The organism is Comamonas sp. FG99, from assembly GCF_057808605.1.
The window spans coordinates 24,201-40,969 of sequence record NZ_JBMDII010000014.1 but is presented as its reverse complement, the minus strand read 5'-3'; the positions used below and the strand labels follow the sequence as shown (position 1 = coordinate 40,969).

At 65.2% G+C, this 16,769-nt stretch carries 16 protein-coding genes; 6 read left to right on the top strand and 10 right to left on the bottom strand.

From position 1 onward, the window contains the following. Positions 1-144: 144 nt before the first annotated feature. The 9 genes from ACODRX_RS11445 to ACODRX_RS11405 form a co-directional block, all read right to left on the bottom strand. Entirely contained in the window at positions 145-1,428 is a 1,284-nt protein-coding gene (locus ACODRX_RS11445) for a hypothetical protein (RefSeq protein WP_488871624.1), read from the bottom strand. Beyond that, positions 1,425-2,582, bottom strand: a complete 1,158-nt coding sequence (locus ACODRX_RS11440) for a glycosyltransferase family protein (RefSeq protein WP_488871623.1) — start codon at positions 2,580-2,582, stop codon at positions 1,425-1,427. Before ACODRX_RS11440 ends, ACODRX_RS11445 begins: the two co-directional genes overlap by 4 nt. Further along, a complete protein-coding gene (locus ACODRX_RS11435; RefSeq protein ID WP_488871622.1) occupies positions 2,563-3,807 on the bottom strand; it encodes a lipopolysaccharide biosynthesis protein in 1,245 nt (414 codons plus the stop codon). Before ACODRX_RS11435 ends, ACODRX_RS11440 begins: the two co-directional genes overlap by 20 nt. Continuing rightward, a complete protein-coding gene (gene wecC / locus ACODRX_RS11430; RefSeq protein WP_488871621.1) occupies positions 3,804-5,096 on the bottom strand; it encodes a UDP-N-acetyl-D-mannosamine dehydrogenase in 1,293 nt (430 codons plus the stop codon). The genes ACODRX_RS11435 and wecC overlap by 4 nt, the downstream gene beginning before the upstream one ends. Continuing rightward, complete coding sequence (gene wecB / locus ACODRX_RS11425; protein ID WP_488871620.1) at positions 5,093-6,244, bottom strand: non-hydrolyzing UDP-N-acetylglucosamine 2-epimerase; 1,152 nt, start codon at positions 6,242-6,244, stop codon at positions 5,093-5,095. Before wecB ends, wecC begins: the two co-directional genes overlap by 4 nt. Positions 6,245-6,445: 201 nt before the next feature. Next, positions 6,446-8,701 carry a polysaccharide biosynthesis tyrosine autokinase gene (locus ACODRX_RS11420; RefSeq protein WP_488871619.1) on the bottom strand — a complete coding sequence of 752 codons (2,256 nt, stop codon included), beginning with the start codon at positions 8,699-8,701 and terminating at the stop codon, positions 6,446-6,448. Between the two features lie 78 nt (positions 8,702-8,779). Then, the gene (locus ACODRX_RS11415) at positions 8,780-9,214 is read right to left on the bottom strand and encodes a low molecular weight protein-tyrosine-phosphatase (RefSeq protein ID WP_488871618.1); all 435 of its coding nucleotides are present in this window, start codon (positions 9,212-9,214) and stop codon (positions 8,780-8,782) included. 11 nt (positions 9,215-9,225) lie between these two features. Further along, positions 9,226-10,404, bottom strand: coding sequence for a polysaccharide biosynthesis/export family protein (locus ACODRX_RS11410; RefSeq protein WP_488871617.1), 1,179 nt, complete (start codon positions 10,402-10,404; stop codon positions 9,226-9,228). Positions 10,405-10,615: 211 nt separating this feature from the next. Further along, a complete protein-coding gene (locus ACODRX_RS11405) occupies positions 10,616-11,140 on the bottom strand; it encodes a transcriptional activator RfaH (protein ID WP_488871616.1) in 525 nt (174 codons plus the stop codon). A 303-nt stretch (positions 11,141-11,443) separates the two neighbouring features. On the opposite strand from ACODRX_RS11405, the gene ACODRX_RS11400 reads away from it, so the two are divergent. Next, on the top strand, positions 11,444-11,911 hold the full coding sequence (locus ACODRX_RS11400) for a transposase (protein ID WP_488871615.1): 468 nt from the start codon (positions 11,444-11,446) through the stop codon (positions 11,909-11,911). A gap of 432 nt (positions 11,912-12,343) precedes the next feature. Here ACODRX_RS11400 and ACODRX_RS11395 read toward each other — a convergent pair whose 3' ends face one another. Next, positions 12,344-13,333 carry a patatin-like phospholipase family protein gene (locus tag ACODRX_RS11395; protein WP_488871614.1) on the bottom strand — a complete coding sequence of 330 codons (990 nt, stop codon included), beginning with the start codon at positions 13,331-13,333 and terminating at the stop codon, positions 12,344-12,346. 211 nt (positions 13,334-13,544) lie between these two features. On the opposite strand from ACODRX_RS11395, the gene ACODRX_RS11390 reads away from it, so the two are divergent. Genes ACODRX_RS11390 through ACODRX_RS11370 form a run of 5 tightly spaced genes read left to right on the top strand, consistent with a single transcriptional unit; the run spans position 13,545 to position 16,623 of the window. Then, positions 13,545-14,114, top strand: a complete 570-nt coding sequence (locus ACODRX_RS11390) for a DUF6622 family protein (RefSeq protein WP_488871613.1) — start codon at positions 13,545-13,547, stop codon at positions 14,112-14,114. Between the two features lie 23 nt (positions 14,115-14,137). Next, positions 14,138-14,425 (top strand): 2TM domain-containing protein, encoded by a 288-nt coding sequence (locus tag ACODRX_RS11385; RefSeq protein ID WP_488871612.1) that lies wholly within the window; start codon positions 14,138-14,140, stop codon positions 14,423-14,425. 6 nt (positions 14,426-14,431) lie between these two features. Next, positions 14,432-14,755 (top strand): 2TM domain-containing protein, encoded by a 324-nt coding sequence (locus tag ACODRX_RS11380; protein ID WP_488871611.1) that lies wholly within the window; start codon positions 14,432-14,434, stop codon positions 14,753-14,755. A gap of 4 nt (positions 14,756-14,759) precedes the next feature. After that, positions 14,760-15,833, top strand: a complete 1,074-nt coding sequence (locus ACODRX_RS11375) for a sensor histidine kinase (protein WP_488871610.1) — start codon at positions 14,760-14,762, stop codon at positions 15,831-15,833. Then, the gene (locus ACODRX_RS11370; protein ID WP_488871609.1) at positions 15,802-16,623 is read left to right on the top strand and encodes a LytR/AlgR family response regulator transcription factor; all 822 of its coding nucleotides are present in this window, start codon (positions 15,802-15,804) and stop codon (positions 16,621-16,623) included. Before ACODRX_RS11375 ends, ACODRX_RS11370 begins: the two co-directional genes overlap by 32 nt. Positions 16,624-16,769 lie beyond the last annotated feature (146 nt).

The following is a 16,769-nucleotide window of genomic DNA, read 5'->3' as shown; positions in this document are numbered from 1 at the left end:
GTCGCCGCCACAGGAAAAATCAGCCGGCTTATCCTGGGCCAGCACCCCAAGCGGGAGCAGAAGAAAACCGATATGAAGAAGAGATTTTTTCAATTTCATACAGCAACACCCATAAGCCAAAAATCAGATCATTCCAAGCAGAAACTAGGCCAGACGCTCCGGGCGCGGCGCTCTCCAGGCAAGTGCCAATGCCAACAGAATAAATAATCCATGTGTAATCATGGCAGTTATCAAGGAGGTTTCCACAAGAGTCCAGAACAGCGGAACGGAAATGCAGATAAAGAAAATACGCTCACGTCTCCCCAGCCTGGCCGCGCTATTGATGATAGTCAGCGACACAAAGACAATTGCACATGCCAGCAGCACAAAAACCATTCCACCATTCCCGAATGCATCAATCGCGAAATTCACATTCGCTGATGTCCATGAGTTATCCAGATAGAAGTCGCCAATCCTGAAGGCTGCAGGCACTTGATCTTTTCCGCCAAACAATCCTCCAAGCGCCCCGCCCGCGAACCAGGCATACGGGTTGTCAGAAAAAAATTGCACCCACCAACCAGAGAGAATCCCTGGAACCGCAAAGGCCCGACGCACAAACACGTCAACAAAAAAATTCAAAGAAAAGACATGGAATGCGAACAATGAAAATCCCACAAACGATGCCGCGCATGCCATCCACGCCTTGAACGTTATATTTTTACCAACCAAGAAATATACAAAAAATATCAAAATTATGCTGAACAAGAAACTTTTATGCGCCGACACTGAAAACAGTACCAACTGGAACGTTACTCCTATCCAGACATACCATCGCTTCCGATAGCAAAGACCATAGGCAATAATTCCCGGAAAAATGATCTTTGCAGCCCAAAAAACGGCATAAACCACCAAACCATCGGCTTTTGCATCCCTGAAATCAGATCTAATCTCATAGGTATCGACAAAAATCTTCAGGCTCATCAACTCATCGATATTCAGCTTGTATGAGCCCATTATCAAAATCACAGCCCCAAAGCCCAAAGCCATGAAAATGATTGAGAACCAGCGCCAACTCAACAGCCGCATGCCTCTTTCAGCGTATACAATATTAATCTTCCCCGCCAACAAAACAAATATATTTGCCACGATCACAATCAATCCGGCAGTGTAAACAGCATCAAGAGGAAGGCCCAACTGAGGCGTCAGCACGGCAGTAGGCAACACCACCAGAACGTAATATACCCAGCACAAAAAATCCGAAGGATTATTTAAATAATAGTTAAACCAGAGCGGCAAAAACACCGCAACCACTGCTGGAATATAGGCAAAAAAACTGGATTCATGCGACCTGAACCAATAATCATAGTAAACAGCCACATAATTATTGAAAACCAGACTCAAAAGAAGCATGAAAACAATACACAGGGCAATTGTTTTTACTTTATTCATTCACCCTCGCAGACGATGGAAAGCACAACCCGCTCACAATCCATCCAGGTTTTTATGGCATTGATCGACGCATCGTCAAACACCGGGCAATCCACGATTGCCTGCAGTGCGAAAAATATTCCATCGGCGGCCGCGCCATCGTCTCCCAGGACAATGCCTCGTGGATAGTCAGCCATTTCCTCCGCCATGGTCGGGTTATTTCCCGCAATAATCCTTGCCCCCATGCCCATGGCGTGGTAGAGACGATTGGGCTCGCAATAGATTTGATTGGCCGAGGTCTTCTTGTAGCAGATGACGGTGCAGAATGCGCGCCTGAGCAGCCAGCTGATTTCCGGCAGGCTCAGCGAGCCGGCGAAAACGCAGAATTGGTCGACATCTCCGACCCTGGCTTCGAGCTCTGCCTTTTGCTGTGCGCTGACATTGCCTGCGTGGATGATTTTCAGGCCAGCCTTTTTGATGGCCGCGAAAATCGATGGGCCACAGCGATTCTCGGTCAGGCTGTTTTGCAGGAAAACGAATCTTTCGCTTTCGGCCAGCCTGGCCAGCGCATCGATTTGTCGCTCGCTCGAAAGATCGCTCGCCTTGGGGTAGTTGTTGATGATTTCCACGCGCCTTGCCTTGGCGCCGGTCTTTTCTTCCAGGTAATGCCAGCGGCTCTGGTTGGCATGCACCACGATATCGGCGGCCTGGTATGCCTTCACGAACAGGCTGGCCATCGCGCCGCCGCGCAGAATCCAGCTGGGCGGCAGCTCGTGGTGGTCCCACAGCACATCGCCGCAGCCGCATTTCTTCAGCCCTATCACCAGGGGAAAGAGAATCGGGTCGGCCACCCAGTACAGGGTTGTGCCTGCGGCAGTGGCGGCTGCGCGCCGAGCATGCCGCAGCGCAAACAGGCTGAAGCGCAAGGCGGCTGCGGCGCGCAAGGCGAGATTGGCAGGCGCGGATTTTTCCAGCCCCCGGTACTGGATGATGCGGGCGCCGGCGTAATGCGCCGGTGCCTCGTCGTCGCAAAAGATCACGGCCTCGACCTCGACACCGGTCTTCACCAGCGATTCGATTTCCTTTTTTGCCCGGTTGTCGCGGGCAAAGGAAATCGTCTTCAGGTAGAGAACGACTTTCTGGTACCTGGGCTGGCTATTTGTCGGAGAGCGCATTTCTGATCAAAAGCATGTGGACGAGATAAAGGGCCGCCGAGCCGAAGGAGTAAATGGCGAGCGTGAGGCGGAACGCCTGCTCCGGTGCCTGCTCCGGCCGCAGTGCCAGCGGGCCCGCGACCGAGGCGAGCACCAGCGCCAGGCGGGCCGCATCCCAGGCCAGCTGCCGGCCGGAGCGGGCCAGCACGTTCAGCAGCTGGGAAAACGGCGTCGTCGACACCTGCAGCGCCAGCAGCGGAACCAGCAGCAGCACGATGTCGCCGGCGCCATCCCAGCCCGGGCCGAACAGCAAGTGCGAGAACCTGTCCATGCCCAGCCACAGCAGGCCGAAGAACAGCAGCCCGAGCGGCAGCAGCAGCAAAAATACCCGCAGCACTTCGGCCCGCAGGGCCTGCTTGTTGTGCGGCAGGTGCCGGCCGATATCGCCCAGCAGGGCCACCGAGATCGACTGCGCAACCAGGGTGATCGGCGTGGCAAGCATCTTGTGCACCAGAAAGTACACACCGACCAGCCTGGGGGGGTAGCTGGCCGACAGGAGGATGGGGTACAGGTTCAGCGCCGCGGAGTTCAGCAGCAGCGCCGGAAAGCCGTACTTGACCAGCTCCAGGTGCTCCTTGAACACCTGCACGAAGCCTTGCCAGCTGCCCTTGCGCCAGCCACCGGTGCTGCGGCGTATGCGCAGGCAGCCCAGCACCCGGCCGACAACTTCACCGACGAACAGCAAAACCGCCTTGCCGCAAAAGACCAGGGCCAGCTGCGCGGCGATCGCCACGCTGGCCCGCAGCATGCGCGCGCCGGCCATGGCCGAGAATTTGCGCTGCTTCGACAGCAGGATGGCATATACGTTGAAGCTGGCGAAGCTGGTGGCCGCGATGCCGATCAGCAGCGCCCCCAGCGGCATCGCCGCCGCCCCCGCGGGCGGGGGAAAGAGCAGTTGCGCCAGGCATGCCAGCGCCAGCAGCAGCGGCACGGTGAGCTTGAGCATCTGCGCCAGGGCCGGCAGTATCCGGCGGGTGCACGCCTCTTCGCCGTATCGCGACACCAGCACGTCCAGGCGCAGGTAGCAGACGGCGGACAGGATGGAGGACAGCGAGAAATAGTAGGCAAAGAGGGAAAAGGCCTCGGGCGCATACAGGCGCGTCAGCACCGGTACCGCAAGCGCGCTCAGCAGCTGCGCGCCAACCACGCCCCCGGCGACCTTCGATGCGGCAGCGAGCAGGCTCAAGCGGTCACCCAGGGTTGGGGCCTGGTCCAGGCGCCGCGCGTGTCGACGATGCGGCCCGCGTCCGGGCGCGCGGCCTTGAAGGCGGTATGGTCCACCAGCAGCACATGGATGTCGGCCTTCGCATAGGCGGCTTCGGCCGTGGCCTTTTTCAGCGCGCCGGCCTTTTCGGGCAGGCTCTGGACATGCGGCTCGACCGCCAGCACCTGCCCCGGGTACAGGGCGGCAAGCCGGCGCGCGATCTCCAGCGCCGGGCTTTCGCGCAGGTCGTCGATGTCGGGCTTGAAGGCCAGTCCGTAGCAGGCGATGGTGACGTCCTGGGCGCGCTGGCCGGTGCGGCTGCGCAGGTGCTCTTGCACCGCCTGCCTGACCTTGGCGATCACCCATTCGGGCTTGCCGTCGTTGACCTCGCGCGAGCTGCGGATGAGCCGGGCCTGCCCGGGCGCGGCGCTGACGATGAACCACGGATCGACCGCGATGCAGTGGCCGCCCACGCCGGGGCCGGGCTGCAGGATGTTGACCCGCGGGTGCCGGTTGGCCAGCCGGATCAGCTCCCAGACATCGATGCCGCCGAGCTTGTCGCAGATCACCGACAGCTCGTTGGCGAAGGCGATGTTCACATCGCGGAAGCTGTTCTCGGTGAGCTTGCACATCTCTGCGGTGCGCGCATTGGTGATGACGCATTCGCCCTGCACGAAGATGCGGTAGAGCGCGGCGGCGGCGGCGGAGCAGCGCGGCGTCATGCCGCCGATCACGCGGTCGTTGTGCACCAGCTCGCGCAGCACATGGCCGGGCAGCACGCGCTCGGGGCAGTAGGCCACGCGGATGTCGGACTCCTCGCCATGCGTCTGCGGGAAACTCAGCTCGGGCCGCTGCTGGGCCAGCCAGGCGGCCATCTGCTCGGTGGCGCCCACCGGCGAAGTGGACTCCAGCACGACCAGGTCGCCGCGCTTGAGCACCGGCGCGATCGAGCGGCAGGCGGACTCGATGTAGCCCATGTCCGGCTCATGGTCGCCGCCGGCGCCGCTCTTGAACGGCGTGGGCACCGCGATCAGGAAGGCATCGGCGGGCTCGGGCCGGGTCGATGCGCGCAGGTAGCCCTCGGTGACCGCGGCCCGCACGGCGGTATCCAGGTCGGGCTCCACGATGTGGATCCGGCCTTGGTTGATGGTGTCCACCGCCTTCTGGTTGACGTCGATGCCAATCACCTTGATCTTGTGCGACGCAAATACGGTGGCAGTGGGCAGGCCGATGTAGCCGAGGCCGATGACGGAGATGTGCTTGAAGTTCATGCGTTGACGGATGAGAGCGGAGAAAGGGACGAAGCGGATTGCAGTGCCGCGGCGATGCGCTGGCACGCCTGGCCGTCGCCGTAGGGGTTGTGCGCGCGGGCCATGGCGCGGTAGGCGCCGGCATCGCTCAGCAGCTCGTGCGCCTGCGCCACGATGCGGTCGGCATCGGTGCCGACGAGCTTGACCGTGCCCGCGGCCACCGCCTCGGGGCGCTCGGTGGTGTCGCGCATCACCAGCACCGGCTTGCCCAGCGAGGGGGCCTCCTCCTGGATGCCGCCGGAATCGGTCAGGATCAGGCTGCTGCGGTCCATCAGGTAGACGAAAGGCAGGTAGTCCTGCGGCTCGATCAGGTGGACGTTGCCGACCTGGCCCAGCAGGCGGCGCACCGGCTCCTGCACCTGCGGATTCAGGTGCACCGGGTAGACCACGTCCAGCTCCGGATGCTGGCCGGCAATGCGTGCCAGCGCGGCGCAGATGCGCTCGAAGCCGGCGCCGAAGTTCTCGCGCCGGTGCCCGGTCACCAGCACCATGCGCCGGGCCGGGTCGAGAAAGCCGAAGCGCTCAGCCAAGCCCTGGCGCAGCTGCGCGTCGCCGCGGATGCGCCCCTGCACCTGCAGCAGCGCATCGATCACCGTGTTGCCGGTGACATGGATGGCCTCGGGCGCGACGCCCTCGGCCAGCAAGTTGCCGCGCGCCGCGGCGGTAGGTGCGAAATGCCAGCGCGCCAGGGCACCGGTGAGCTTGCGGTTGGCCTCTTCGGGCCAGGGCGAATACAGGTTGCCGGTGCGCAGGCCGGCCTCGACATGGCCCACCGCAATGCGCTGGTAGAAAGCCGCCAGCGATGCCGCCAACGTGGTGGAGGTATCGCCGTGCACCAGCACCGCGTCGGGCCGCCACTGCGCGAGTATGGTGCGCATGCCGGCGAGCACGCCGGTGGTGATGTCGCTCAGGTCCTGCCCGGGCTTCATCAGGTTGAGGTCGAACTCGGGCTCGATTCCGAACAGGCCGAGCACCTGGTCGAGCATCTGCCGGTGCTGCGCGGTGACGCAGACCCGGGCGTCGAAGCCCGGCAGTGCCTGCAGCTGCTTGACCAGCGGCGCCATCTTGATGGCCTCGGGCCGGGTACCGAATACCAGGAGTATCTTCATGGAAGGTTTCGCAAGTTATTAAAACCATAGCTATTGGCACTTAACTATCAATAGATTCAGATATAAAACAATCTGAATTCGTTGATATGAAAGCGCAGCAAGCTATGTTTTTTGATATTGAAGAAAACGCGGGCTGGCATGCCAGCCGCCGATGGCAGAAAGAACGGTGTGGATCGCCTCGGTCCGGACGCCGGTGCAGGCTCAGTACTGGTACTGGGTGTAGCGGTACTTGTACTTGTAGCCCAGGCCATAGCCATAGCGGCGCTTGGCCATGTCGAGGTCGTTGAAGACCACGCCGCGCACCTGCACGCCGGTCTGCAGCAGGCGCTTGGAGGCCTCCTGCAGCTCGCCCAGGCTGGTGACCTCGGCGCGCGCCAGCATGAACACCGCGCCAACCAGCGGCGCCAGGATGCCGGCATCGGAGGCGGCCAGCACCGGCGGCGCGTCGATGACGACGAGGTCGTACTGGCTGGAGACCTGCTGCAGCAGGGCCTGGGTGGCCGGGGTCATGAGCACCTCGGCCGGATTGGGCGGCAGGATGCCGGTGGACAGGAAATCCACGTTCGGCACCACATCCGGGCGCAAGGCCCTGGCCAGCGGCACGCTGCCGCTGACCACCTCGCTCAGCCCGCATTCGCGGCCCTGGCCGAAGTAGTTGTTGAGGTGGCCCTTGCGCATGTCGGCATCGATCAGCAGCACCTTCTTGTTGGCCGCGCCCACGACCGCGGCAAAGTTGACGCTGGTGAACGATTTGCCGATGCCCGGCGTAGGGCCGGTGAACAACACCAGGTTGCTGCCGGCATCGAGCATCGCGAACTGCAGCGCGGTGCGCAGGCTGCGCAGGCTTTCGACCACCGGATCGGCGGGCGCCAGCACCGCCAGCACATGGGTGCCCCCCACCTTGTCCTTGATGGCCTTGGCCTGCTGCACCTGCACGTCGGAGTGCGGCACGGTGGCAAACACATGCAGGCCGCTGTGCTGCTCGATCTCGGACGGGTCCTTGATGCCGGGGCGCAGGCTGTTGCGCACAAAGGCCAGCGCCAGCCCGGCCAGCAGGCCCAGCACGCCGGCCAGCGCCACCACCAGCGCGCGGCGCGGCTTGACGGGCAGCTCGGGCACCGCGGCCTCGTCGACCATGCGCACGTTGCCGACCCGGCCTTCCTTGACCAGGCGCAGCTGCTGCACGCTGTTGAGCAAGGTGGTGTAGAGCTCGTTGTTGACCTTGACGTCGCGGGTCAGGCGCAGCAGATCCTGCTCCACCGTGGGGAAGGTCTTGGCGCGGGTGTTGAGCTTGGCCAGCTCGCCGTTGATGGTCTTGATCTGCGCATCGACCGCCTGCACGCTGGGGTGGGCGTTGGTGAAGCGGGCTTCCAGCTCCTTGCGCTTTTGCTGCAGCTCGATCAGGCTGGTCTGCAGCTTCACGCCCTGCTCCAGCATCACCTTGGCCTCGCCGTCCAGGTCGAAGACATGGTTCTGGCCACGGAACTGGTTGAACTTCTTCTCCGACGCCTCCAGCTCCTTGCGCAGCTGGGGCAGCTGGGTGTCGAGGAAGGCCAGCGACTTCTCGGCCTCGGCCGCCTTGCGCTGGATGTTCTGGCGCACATACAGCGTGCCGATTTCATTGAGCGTGCGGGCGATCAACGCGGGGTCGCTGCCCTCCAGCGTGCTGCGGATCATGCCCGACTGCTTGCCCTGCTCGCCGATGCTCAGCTTGTCTTGCAGCCGCCCGGTGACATCGAGCCTGGAGTAGCGCGTGACATAGAAGGCCGCCCCCGGCTTGCCCTGCGCGCCGGACACCAGCAGCTCGCCCTCCGCTCCCTGGTACTTGAATGTCAAGGGCTGGCCGATGCGGCCCTCGCCCAGCACCTCGCCGTCGGGCGACATCAGGGCATAGCCCTCGGCGCCGAGCACCACCGTGCAGCGGCCGCCCTCCAGCGCCTTGGGCACGTTGAAGTGGGCGAGCCGCAGTGCCTCGGTGCCGCTGACATAGCCGTCCATGCCCAGGAAGCCCGGATTGGACAGCCCGCTGGCGCGGCGCGCCAGCCAGCTGCCCACCACGGGGATGTACTTGGGCTCGATATCCAGATCGAGCTGCAGATTGGCCACCGCCTGGCCGACCACCAGGCGCGAGCGCAGGATTTCGATTTCGGCGGTGGCGGGCGACTTGATGTCGAACATGCCGCTCACGTCGCTCAGCAGGCCGTTGGCGCCGCCCACCTTGGTGTCCTCGACCTGGATCAAGGTATCGGCCCGGTATATCGGCGTGCTCAGCAGCGCATAGCCCACGCCGACGGCGAGAACCAGTGCGGTGATGCCGAGCACCAGCCAGCGGTTGTCCAGCACGACGTCAAGCAGGTCCAGCAGGTGGATGTCGTCGCCGTCGTCCGGCGATGGAGCGTTGGACGGCATGGCTTGCGCAGGCTGCGTGGCGTTCTGGCGGGAAGGAGGAAAATTCATACGTTCGATGTCTTCTGATCCGTGTGTGGATGGGCGCGCAGCTCAAGACCGCGGCGCGCAACTCAGGGCCGCAGCCCGCTAGCCCAGCTGCTGGATGCGGGGCACCCAATCGGCAACGCCCCGGGCGATGCCGGCATAGGCGGCCTCGAAGGCCTCGCGGGGATGGCGGTAGGGGTCGGCGATATCGAATGCCCCCCACTCGCCCAGGCGAAAGACCTTGCCGCGCACCCAGGGATAGCGCTGCTCCAGCCCCGCCTTCTGGCCCTGCTCCATGACCAGGAGCAGATCCGCCTTCTGGCACATCCACGAGGCCAGCTGCTGGGCGCGGTGCGCGGAAAGGTCCAAGCCATGCCGGGCCGCCACCGCCACCGACTCGGCATCCGCGGGCTTGCCCACCAGGGCATCCAGGCCGGCGGACCAGACGGCCCTGCCGGGCAAATGCCGGCGCAGCAGCGCCTCGGCCATGGGGCTGCGGCAGATATTGCCTACGCACAAAACCAGGATGTGCTGCATGGCGGGCCCGCTCATCGACTCGCCGCGGCAGAGGTGTTGTTGATCGCCAGCGCGCTCGGCAGGATCTGGCTGATCACCCGGTTCCACTGCACCACGGGCACCGGATCCACGTACACCACGTCGCGCGGCTGCAGCGCAAAGCCTTCGGACAGCGCATAGGCCATGGGCGAGCTGGCATCGAGGTGGAATATCTGCGCCTGCGCGTCGGGCACCGCGCGCACCACGTAAACCTGCTTGGGGTCGCCCGTGGTGGTGCTGATGCCGCCTGCCTCGCCCAGCGCCTCGTTCAGGCTCAAGCGGCCATTGCGCAGCGGCTGCGCCAGCGGGCGGGTGACCTCGCCCAGCACGTAGACCTTGGAATCCTCCTTGCTCAGCACCCGCACCATGTCGCCCTTGCCCAGCAGAATGCGCGAGGGGTTGATGCCCAGCTCGCTCAGCTGCTGCAGGTCGATGCGCGTGGTCTTGCCGCTGCGCGAAACCGTCACGCTGGAGCGGTCGGCCAGCGCGGTGAAGCCGCCGGCGCGGTTGATGGCCTCGGGCAGGGTCATCGGAATATCGTTGATGGCCTGCAGCCCGGGGCTGCGCACCTCGCCATCGACATAGACCCGGCCGCTGCGGTAGGACTGGATGCGCAGCGTGATGCGCGGCTGCTTGACGTACTTGGACAGCTGCTGCGCCAGCTGGTCGCGGGCCTCGAACTCCGTCAGCCCGCCAAGCTTGACGCCGCCCACATAGGGAAACTGGATGTACCCGGCCGAGCTGACGTTGTAGCCATTGCCCACCGGCGACAGGCTGGACGCATCCGTGGCCAGCGAGGAGCCGGCCGGCGCCAGCGCCAGCTCGGGATGGTCCCAGACCACGATGTTGAGCACATCGCCGGGCCCGATCTGGTAGGGCTTGGCCACGCCGAACAGGCGGCGCACCTCGGCGCTCACATCGGTGGCCTGCGCCGCCCGCTGCTGGCGGATGAGATCCGGCGTGATCGAGAGCAGCGCGCCGGCCGGCGCCGCCTCAGCTGCATCCGAGCCGCCGGGCTGCGGCTCGGATACAGCCTGCCGGGCCTCCAGGCCTTTGTGCATGGACACACCGGGCGCGTAGGCGCAGCCACCCAGGCCAGCCAGCGCCAGCGCCAGCAGCGGCCAGCGGATGGATGTCGAACAGGATGCGAAGGCAAGTTTCTTTTTCTGCATGGAAATTAAGCAATAAGGCCATGGCCGCGGCACCTGGCCAAGGCCGCCATGGGCGGGGAAATACGGAACCCCGGGGCCCGGCCGGCCCCACGCGGCAAACGGGCGCGCAGGCTACCGCAATGTCTGCACCGTTTTGGCGGTGAGGCACGGGACTTTTCTGCTGTTGTTCGAACCTGACCGGCAACGCCGGCAGGGCCTTTTCACGAAGCCGTCAGACCGCCTCCAACCGGTGCGGCTCGACGCTGACAAGCTGCGGGCGGCCCATGAGCTCCAGCAGCACCGACACACGGCGGCTGGAAGCCGACTGGACCAGGCCTTCAAGGCCCTGGAACGCCGGGTCGCTGAAGCGCACCCGGTTGCCGGGGCGCAAGGCAGCAAGCCCGGCCTCGTCGATCGCATTGCGCTCGGCCTCGAAACGCCGGAGCGCCGCCAGGATTTCCGGGCGGACGGTCGCGATCTGGGTGCCGAAACGGATCACATGCGACACGCCCCGGGTGGCGCTCACCGGCGCAATGGATTGCTCCACGCACGCGGGGCGGAAAAACACATACCGGGGAAACATCGGCTCGAAAACCACCCTGGCGCCGCCCTCCGCCCGCTTCAGGCGCTTGTACAGCGGCAGGTAGGCAGCAAAGCCCTGCGCTTCAAGGTTGTGGACCGCGACCGCCTCCTGCTTGGGGCGCGCGTAGGCCACGAACCAGGCTGGCAACTCTGCATCAGCTTCGCTATCGGTCACAGCCCTCCCTCACCGATGCCCGCTCCAGTGCCTGCCAACTGCGAACTGCGCGCAAACACCGGAAAAGACATAACACGTTGAAAAATATGAATAAACACCGATCCCTTCGGTCTTTTTTCATATTAGTGAGAAATCACGGGGCAGGCAGGCGCCAACGCTTCCATATGTATCCATGATTGCAACCGCAACCACATAGCTTCGACACATTTATGTGGAATTTCCCAGGGTTGAATACGGGTGATTCATCTGATTTTCAAATCAAAATATCAATAATTACGATATCGATCCACCGGAGAGCTTGACATGGCAAGAACCGCAAGAGGCGCGGACCACCTGGCCCGGGCCCGCGAAGCGCTGGCGCAGGCGCGAACCGCGGAGGAACTGCGCCAGGCCCAGGCGGTGGTACTGCCGCTGGCCCATGGCCTGAGCCTGCGGGAAACCGCACAGGCCATAGGCCGCTCGCTGGCCTGGACCTGCCGGGCGCGCAGCAGCTTCCTGGCCGGGCAGTCCATCGCCGACAGAGCACCAGCCGCCCGTGGCGGGCGCCGCAATCAGCACATGAGCGAAGAGCAGGAACGCCAGGCCCTGGCGCCACACCTGGAGCGCGAGCGCATGGGAGGCACGCTGGTCGTCGCCGAACTCAGGGCCGAACTGCAAGCCATGCTGGGCAAGCCCATCGCGCTGTCCACGGTGTACAGCCTGCTGCGCCGCCACGGCTGGCGCCGGCCCGCCCGCGGCCAACGCCGCTGCCCAAGCAGCGGCATGACATGAAAGCCTGCCGCAAGCCCGGCCTTGCCCAGCCGCTTGCTACCAGATTTGGCTGCAGGTAATTATTTTTTTATGAAATGGAAATTCAACAATCTACAAAATCACACAAATTTACACAAAATACTCTCAATATTCTTATTACTCACAGTGCGTTCTACGCAACGTTCCAGACTGCGCAAGACGCACCTCGCCCGACGAGGCGAGGCATGCCCAATGCCCCCTTTTCAAGGTCTTGAGTTGAATAGGCGCCCTGTACGCAGTGAAGAGGTTGTGCGTTTTGCGTTTTGCGTTTTGCGTTTTGCGTTTTGCGTTTTGGATTTTGCGGGTTTCACGCTCAACGCCAAACCCTCAACGCACAACTTTCACCAGCGCCATGGGTACTCGCAACGGCACAACACCATGAAAGGGATGGTGCTCAGTGCCCAAAAGGGAGGCTCAGGGTGCCGTGCAGGCGTCGCCCAGGCCGGCCATGCCGGCCAGCCTTTGCAGGCGGCTGCGCTGCTCCAGGCAGGCCTGGTGCCGGGCTTGCGCGCGCTGCGCCTGCCATTGCGCAACCCGTTCGCGGATCTGCGGCATGGCGGCCAGGGCCGCTTTTTCCCCCTGCAAGATGGCATTCGCGCGCTGGCCGAAGTCGGCCGGGCCGATATCAAGCACCTGGGGGCGCACGATGACGTCCGCGCGCGCCAGCTCCGCCTGCCCCAGCTTCTGGCCCATGATGGCAATCGACTGGCTGAGCGTGCCCAGCGCGCTGCTCGGCGTCTGGCCCTGCGCCTTGTTGGAGATATCCACCGCCACCACCACATCGGCGCCCAGCTGGCGCGCCGCATCCACCGGCACCGGGCTGACGATGCCGCCGTCCACGAAATGGTATTTGCCGATGGCCACCGGCTGGAACACGCCGGGAACGCTGCTGGACGCGCGCACCGCCTGGCCCGTGTTGCCGCGGGCGAACACGGTGCGCTCGCCGTCCTCCAGCCGCGTGGCCACCGCGACGAAGGGCTTGGCCAACTGCTCCAGCGGCTTGCGGTGGACCTGCTCGTTCACATAGTCTTCCAGCTTCTGGCCCAGCACCAGTCCGCCGGAGGACAGCTGCAGGTCGCGGATCTTGGCCTCGTCCAGCGCAACCGCCTTTTCCTGCAGCTCGAAGGCATTCATGCCGCTGGCATACAGCGCCCCCACCACGCTGCCGGCACTGGTGCCCGCCACCACCGCGGGCGCGAAGCCATTGGCCTCCAGCATCTTGATCACGCCGATGTGCGCAAAGCCCTTGGCCGCCCCGCCACCCAGCGCGACGCCGATCTTCACCGGCGCGGCGGCCGCGGGCCCGGCCACCGCCACGGGCGCGGCCGGAGGATTGCCGCCGCAGCCAGCCAGGCCAAGGCAGCCCACATAGGCCAGTGGGCGCAATAAGGCGGTCAAGCGCATGCCGGGAGATCCTGCTGTCATCGGGGCAAGCAGTATAGCGGCGTGCCATTCATCCCGCCCGGCCGGCATTTCACGCCACGCCAGTCGCCGTTCATCGCAAGGCACTGGCCCGTGCCCGGCGCCCCGGGCACAGTGCCTACATGCCCGCAGCGAAGCCCGGCCAGCTCCAGAAGCCCTCAGCTGCGCAACCCCTCACCACAAGGAACCCGCCATGCTGCTCACACTCATCCTCCACCAGCCCCAGATGCTGGCGGCCATCGTCCAGAAGACGCCTCTGTGGGTCTGGTGCCTGCTGGCGGCCCTGCTGTGGCTGGGCCTCAGCCAGCTCGCGCAGCGCCAAGCCAGCGCGGGGCGGGTGCTGCTCATGCCCGTGGCCATGGCCGGGCTGTCGGCCTACGGGCTGGTGTCCGCATTCGGCGCCGCGGGCTCGGCCGCCAGCGTCTTCGCCATCTGGCTGGCCGCGGCGGCGCTGCTCGCCGTGGCCAGCCTGGCGCTGTGGCCCCGGCCGCCATCGGGCGCCAGCTACGACGCGGCCTCGCGCAGCTTCAAGCTGCCCGGCAGCATGGTGCCGCTCGCGCTCATCCTCGGCATCTTCCTCACCAAGTACCTGGTCGGGGTCGAACTGGCGCTGCAGCCCGCGCTGGCACGCGACACCGCCTTCGCTTTGGAGATCGCCGCGCTCTACGGCCTGTGCAACGGTCTCTTCGCGGCGCGCGCCGCCCGGCTGTGGCGGCTGGCACACGGCGCCAGCCCGGCGCGCTCCATGGCCGCCCCGCTCTGATCCATCCACCAGGAGAAATTGCCATGCATGCACATCCGTTGCCCGAAGACACCCTCGACCGCCTCGCGCGCAGGCGCGCCGGCGCCAAGCTCGGCTGGTATATCCATGCCTGCGTATACCTGTGCGTCAACCTGCTGCTGGCCGTGCTGTCTGCCGCCAGCGGCCACCACTGGGCGATCTTCCCCGCCCTGGGCTGGGGCCTGGGGCTGGCGGTGCACGGCTTTGTCGTGTATGCCCGCTGCGGCGGCGACTGGTTCGAGCGCATGGTGAACGCCGAGCGGGAACGGATCGAGCCCAGGCAGCGCCCCTGAAACCCAATGGCGATCCCTACAATAACCGCCATGATCTCCGACGACGACATCGACCGCCTGGCGCGCAAGCGCGCCGGCGCCAAGCTCGGCTGGTACCTGCATGCGCTGGTCTATGTGCTCGTCAACCTGGCGCTGCTGGCCTTCTCGCGCCATGGCTGGGGCCAGCGGCCCTGGTCGGTGTTCCCACTGCTGGGCTGGGGCCTGGGGCTGGCGCTGCATGGCGTGTCGGTGTTCGTGCTGGGCAGCGGCAGCGGCCTGCGCGAGCGCATGGTGCAGCGCGAGCGCGAGAAGCTGCGGCGCGAGCGCGGCCACGGCAACGAAAGGCGCTGAGGCCATGCGCATCGATTGGCTCGACAAGCTGCGCTACCTGCTGCAGACCCTGGCTTTCTGCCTGGTGATTCCGGCCATCCAGTACGCCTTTCAGCCCGAGCGGCCGTACGAGGTGGCGCTCAAGTACTCGCTGTGCATCGGCGTGCTGTGCTGGGCATTCATCGACTTCGGCCGCGACTTGCTGCCCTCTGCCGCTGAGACCGGCTGGCCTTCGGGCTGGCGCGGCATTGCGCTTTGCGCATGCGGCATCGCCTTGGGTTTCCTGCTGGGCACGCTGCTGGGCGACCTATGGACCGGATACTCCACCTGGCATGCGGGCGGCGGCCAGCTGCGCATCTCCATCGCCATCACGCTGCTGGCAGGCACCGCCGCCACCTACTGGTTCCATACCCGCGGCAAGAGCGCCTGGCTGGAGGCTCGCATGGCCGAGGCGCACGGCCAGGCCACCGAGGCGCGGCTGCGGCTGCTGGAGACCCAGCTTGAGCCGCACATGCTGTTCAACACCCTGGCCAACCTGCGCGCGCTCATTGCCACCGATCCGGCGCGCGCCCAGCACATGCTGGACCGCCTGATCTCCTACCTGCGCGCCACGCTTGCGGCATCGCGCAGCATCCAGCATCCGCTGGCCGACGAGTTCGCGCGGCTTGGCGACTACCTGGAGCTGATGGCGGTGCGCATGGGCCCGCGCCTGGCCTATTCCTTCGACCTGCCCGAGGCGCTGCACGGCGCCCTCGTGCCGCCGCTGCTGCTGCAGCCGCTGGTGGAAAATGCGATCCGCCATGGGCTGGAGCCGCAGCTGGCCGGCGGGCGCATCGATGTGCAGGCACGGCTGCTGGACCACGGTGCCAGGGTGTTGCTGAGCGTGCACGACAGCGGCGCCGGACTGGACGGCGCGGCCGCCATTGTGGACCTGGGCGTGGACGCAGGCTTTGGCCTGCAGCAGGTGCGCGAACGCCTGGCCACGCTGTATGGCAGCGCCGGCACGCTTGAGCTGAGCGCCGCCAACGCAGGCGGAACCTGCGCCACCATTACCTTTCCATTGCAATATGCAAGCAAGCGCCCTGATAGCCGAGGATGAACCCCTGCTCGCCGCCGCACTGCGGCAGGAGCTGGCCCGCGCCTGGCCCGAGCTGGCCATCGCCGCCACGGTTGGCGACGGGCTCAGCGCGGTGCGGCAGGCCCTGGCGCTGCGGCCCGACGTGCTGTTCTTCGACATCCGCATGCCGGGCCAAAGCGGCCTCGATGCAGCCGCCGAGCTGGCCGATGCCTGGCCGGCGCAGGAGCCGTTTCCGGCCCTGGTCTTCGTCACCGCCTACGACCAGTACGCCGTGCAGGCCTTCGAAGCACAGGCGGTGGACTACCTGCTCAAGCCAGTGCAGCCTGCCCGCCTGGACAAGACCGTGCAGAAGCTGCGCGCGGCGCTCTCCCAGCAGGCGCCTGAAGCCGCCAGGCCTGGCGCCCAGCTCGATGCCACGCTGGAGCAGCTGCGCGCGCTGCTCGCCGCGCCGGGCCTGGGCGCGGCAGCGGCAGTCGCAGCCCCGCCGCGGCTCGAGGTGATCCAGGCCAGCCAGGGCGCGCAGATCCACCTGGTGCCGGTGGCCGAAGTGATCTATGTGGAAGCGGCCGACAAGTACCTGCGCGTGCTCACCGCCGCGCAGGAATACCTGATCCGCATGCCGCTCAAGGAGCTGATCGCCCAGCTCGACCCCGCCGCGTTCTGGCAGGTGCACCGCGGCACCGTGGTGCGCGCCAGCGCCATCGCCACCGCCACGCGCGACGAGGCCGGCCGGCTGCACCTGCAGCTGCGCGGCCGCCCCGAGCGGCTGGCGGTGAGCCGCGTCTATGCGCAGCGCTTCAAGGCCATGTGATCCTATAGCGGCACCGTCCTACCGCACCCGCACCACCAGGCCCGCGCGCCCAACGCCAATTCGGCAAACGCCGGCAATACCAGCCGCTGCCCGTCATGCACTATCGCGGGCAAGGCCTTGTGCCAGGAGCGCGCGCGAAATACCGG